Annotated in this window: 4 protein-coding genes; all 4 read right to left on the bottom strand. The window is 59.8% G+C overall.

What is annotated here, in order from left to right:
* Positions 1 to 494 precede the first annotated feature (494 nt).
* Genes argF through BP858_RS10300 form a run of 4 tightly spaced genes read right to left on the bottom strand, consistent with a single transcriptional unit; the run spans position 495 to position 3,742 of the window.
* Positions 495 to 1,421, bottom strand: coding sequence for an ornithine carbamoyltransferase (gene argF, locus BP858_RS10315; protein ID WP_286879440.1), 927 nt, complete (start codon positions 1,419 to 1,421; stop codon positions 495 to 497).
* Positions 1,418 to 2,710, bottom strand: coding sequence for a phosphoribosylamine--glycine ligase (gene purD / locus BP858_RS10310; RefSeq protein ID WP_286879439.1), 1,293 nt, complete (start codon positions 2,708 to 2,710; stop codon positions 1,418 to 1,420). Before purD ends, argF begins: the two co-directional genes overlap by 4 nt.
* 25 nt (positions 2,711 to 2,735) lie before the next feature.
* Complete coding sequence (gene pyrE, locus BP858_RS10305) at positions 2,736 to 3,248, bottom strand: orotate phosphoribosyltransferase (RefSeq protein WP_286879438.1); 513 nt, start codon at positions 3,246 to 3,248, stop codon at positions 2,736 to 2,738.
* Positions 3,242 to 3,742 (bottom strand): CDP-2,3-bis-(O-geranylgeranyl)-sn-glycerol synthase, encoded by a 501-nt coding sequence (locus tag BP858_RS10300; protein ID WP_250317177.1) that lies wholly within the window; start codon positions 3,740 to 3,742, stop codon positions 3,242 to 3,244. Before BP858_RS10300 ends, pyrE begins: the two co-directional genes overlap by 7 nt.
* Between the last annotated feature and the right edge of the window lie 131 nt (positions 3,743 to 3,873).

The raw sequence follows: 3,873 nt of genomic DNA, 5'->3' as shown, positions 1-3,873 counted from the left end.
GCGGAAAAAGTTCTTATTGCTTTTTGCAAAGTTGAGAAAATTGCCACCCCGCCCGGCCTCCGGCCTCCTCCCCCGCCCCGAGGGGCGGGGGCAGTGCGGTGGGGATATCCGGGGGGAAAACCTGCCCGGGCGGGGCCCCGAGACGTGCGCCCTGACAGTGGAGCGGATTGGCCTCAGACTAACCAATAGTGCCCAAGTTCGCCCCCTTTGAAAGGATTAAGCGGTATCCTCACGAATCTCCATACCGGACGTTAGCGCGTGTGGGGGCTCGCCCCCCCACAATGAAACAGAGTCATGATCCCCCACTCGCCAAATAGGGGTGTATTTCATGGGAAATTTTAGATGGCATAGTCCAGTAGTAACTACTGCACCGGTCCTCAATGACCAGTACAACCAAAGCGGGTACTGATCGGATTTCACACTCTTCGGAAGGTCGCATCGGGGCCTTATGTGCGACTCCCGGAGCTAAAAAAAGGAGTTCTTTCTCCCTGCCTTCACTCCGACGGCATGCCGCCGGCGATCAGCCGCACAAGCAACGCTTTCTGCGCGTGGAGCCGGTTCTCGGCCTGGTCCCAGACGATGCTCTGCGGCCCCTCCATCACCTCGTCGGTGATCTCCTCTCCCCGGTGGGCGGGGAGGCAGTGCATCACGAGAGCATCGGGTGGCGCCTGCGCAAGAAGGCGGGAGTCTATGGTGTAGCCCTTGAGGGCCTTCAGGCGCTCGGCACGCTCCTGCTCGTCGCCCATGGAGACCCAGATATCGGTGTAGAGGACATCCGCATCCCTGACCGCTTCCTCCGGGTCCGTGACGATCGTGATCCTGCCGCCTGCCGCCCGCGCCTGGTTGATGAGGGCATCTTTCGGCTGGTAGCTAGGGGGACTTGCAATCACGATCTCCATGCCGGTCAGGGCGGAGGAGAGTATCCACGAGTTGCAGACGTTGTTGCCGTCCCCGATCCACGCAAGCCTCAAGTCATGGAGGTCGCGGAACCGCTCAGTGAGGGTCATAATGTCAGCCAGCACCTGGCAGGGATGCTGTATATCAGATAGCCCGTTGACGACCGGAACGGTTGAGTGCCGGGCGAATTCCTCGATGTTGGCGTGCTTGTAGGCCCGGATCATCACTGCATCGACGTAGCGGGCAAGCACCCGTGCGGTATCCCTGACCTCCTCCCCCCGTCCGAGCTGCATATCCTGGGGGTTTAAGAAGAGCGCATGGCCGCCGAGGTCGGTCATCCCCACCTCAAACGAAACCCGGGTGCGGGTGGACGCCTTCTCAAAGATCATCCCGAGGCTCTTCCCCCTGAGGAACTCGTGCGCGGTCCCGGCAGATTTCAGCCGTTTGAGATGCATCGCGTCGGCGATGATGCTCTCAAGTTCATGCTCGTCGATATCGTTAAACGAGAGAAAATCTTTCTTCATGCGATCTCCTTCATGTGCAGGCATCGTTTCTCGAGGGTATCCCTGGTGCCGATGTCCCTGCGGTAAAAGATGCGTCCCGAGACCGACGATGCCGCCTTCTCGGCGATAGCCTCAGCCTCCTCGAGGGTCGCGCCCCTCCCGACGAACGCGAGCGTCCGCGACGTCAGGGTATAGAGCGTCCCGTTCCGCTCTTCGACGTTTGCGTAGTAGAGGAGGGCGTCGCCGTAGTCGCCAAGGGTGAGAGGCTGATGAGCCACCGGGGCCTCAGGGTAGCCTTCGGGGACGAGGTACTTGCAGACCGTCGCGTTATGGGCGAACCTGACATCTGACGGTGCGAGGTTCCCCTGCGTGATACGGGTGATGATATCCGCGAAGTCAGACTCCAGGAGTGAGAGGACGTTCATGGCCTCCGGGTCCCCAAAGCGGGCGTTGAACTCGATGACCTTCGGGCCTTCGCGTGTGTTCATGAACTGGCCGTAGAGGATCCCCCGGTACGGCGCTCCCTCTTCACGCATAGCCGCAACCGTATCCTCCATAATCCTGAGCGCTTTTTTGTAGTCAGACCGGGAGACGAAGGGGAGCATATGGTCGGACATGGAGTATGAGCCCATCCCGCCGGTGTTCGGCCCCACGTCCCCCTCGTACGCGCGTTTGTGGTCCTGAACGAGGGGCATGGGCACCAGGTGTTCGCCGTCCACGAACGCCTGGAGGGTGAACTCCTCCCCAAGCAACCGCTCTTCCAGGACGACATCCCCGCCGATCTGCCTGATGTACTCGACCGCCCCTGCCGCATCGACGTGCTCACCCATGATCCGCACACCCTTCCCCCCGGTGAGCCCGATGGGCTTGATAGCAAGGTCCCCGTCGTAGGCCTCAATGAACCGCCGCGCCTCCTCCGGGTCATGGCAGACATGGTACTCCGGACAGCCTGCGATACCGTGCCGCTCCATCAACCGGCGGCAGAACGCTTTATCTGTCTCTATCCTGGCTGCCGCACGGGTCGGCCCCACGCAGGGTATCCCCGCCGCTTCGAGGTGATCGACGATGCCTGCCTCAAGAGGCGCCTCCGGTCCGATGACTGCAGCGTCGAGCCCGTTTTCGGTGGCGAATGTAACTATCTTTGGGATATTGGTCTCTTTTTCGAGGAGCACCCGCTCTGCGACCCGGGCTATCCCGGGGTTCTTTCGTGCCATGACAGAAAATATTCTCACGCCACTGTTGCAGGAAAGCGCTCTGGTGATCGCATGCTCTCTGCCACCACCACCTACAACGAGTACTTTCATATCCATCTATTTGCCCGCTCTTAAAAAATGCTTATCCGTCCAGCAGTTCACTGACCCGCACTAGTGCAGAGAGGGAAGCGCCTTTTTTCGCCAGCGCCTCACCAGCGCCTGCTTCCCGGTCAACAACAGTCACCACCCGGTCGACATGCGCACCTGCGGCACGCAGGGCCTCAAGGCCGTAGAGGGCGCTCCCCCCGGACGTGGTCACATCCTCGACCAGCAGCACATCCCTGCCGTCCACGTCACCGATGATCGTTCCGGCTTTGCCGTGATCTTTCTCCTCCTTTCTGATGATCGCGTACGGCCTGCCACTCGCAAGCGAGACGGCGACGGCGATCGGCACGGCACCGACCGCCACCCCGGCCACCATCTCGAACTCCCAGCCTTCGGCAATGGTCTTCCCTATCGCCGCAAGGACGACGGGGTTCGTTGTTGCGGCCTTGATGTCGATGTAGTAGGAACTCCGGGCTCCCGATGCGAGGACAAAGTCCCCGAACTCGATAGCCCCGCTCTCAAGTAGCAATGTTGCGATTGGATTCACCATGGTACTTCTTTTACTCCAATGTAGTAGCCGATAATGTTCACCACCCGGTGAAGGAGGGGGGTTATGATGACGATCCAGACTGCAATGGGTAAGGTAATATTCTCGAACAACCACTGGGGGTAAATCAGGAGCATGAGCAGGAAGGAACCGATAACCAGGTCGTACTGGTCGGCTATGGGCCAGGACTCGCCCCGCTCCTTACCGAGTCTCCGCTTAAAGAAGCTCTTGGCGAGATCGCCGAGGAGTGCGCCTGCCGCAAGCAGCGTAACAGAGAGGAGCGTCTGCCGGGGAAGTGCGGTCAGGTTGAACGAGGACCAGGCCCAGATCTCGACAAGACCCGCGAGTATTCCACAGAGCACGCCGCCGAAGAATCCCCGGTACGTCTTGCCGTCGCCAAAGACCCTCCTGCCGTCACTGCACACCTTCCCGAAATCGATGGGCGTCCCGCCGCCGAGGGCTGCAGCCGCTGAATTCGGCACGTACGCCGGAATCATGATCCACAATGCCGCCAGCAGCGAAAAGATCCAGTACCCTATGGCAGTATTCTCAAGCGTCAATACTCAGTACAATCAGTAATTATAAAGATTAAAGTGTCGAAATATGAGGTAGCGTAACGAAAGTTCTG

Source organism: Methanoculleus sp. UBA413 (assembly GCF_002502935.1).
Lineage (GTDB): Archaea > Halobacteriota > Methanomicrobia > Methanomicrobiales > Methanoculleaceae > Methanoculleus > Methanoculleus bourgensis.
The sequence above is the reverse complement of the archived record's forward strand: the minus strand, read 5'-3'. Positions and strand labels throughout refer to the sequence as shown.

What these genes read in the sequence shown, in the direction of transcription:
- argF (WP_286879440.1), bottom strand. Translation starts at nt 1,421, where the DNA reads ATGAAGAAAGATTTTCTCTCGTTTAACGATATCGACGAGCATGAACTT.
- purD (WP_286879439.1), bottom strand. Translation starts at nt 2,710, where the DNA reads ATGGATATGAAAGTACTCGTTGTAGGTGGTGGTGGCAGAGAGCATGCG.
- pyrE (WP_286879438.1), bottom strand. Translation starts at nt 3,248, where the DNA reads ATGGTGAATCCAATCGCAACATTGCTACTTGAGAGCGGGGCTATCGAG.
- BP858_RS10300 (WP_250317177.1), bottom strand. Translation starts at nt 3,742, where the DNA reads ATGATTCCGGCGTACGTGCCGAATTCAGCGGCTGCAGCCCTCGGCGGC.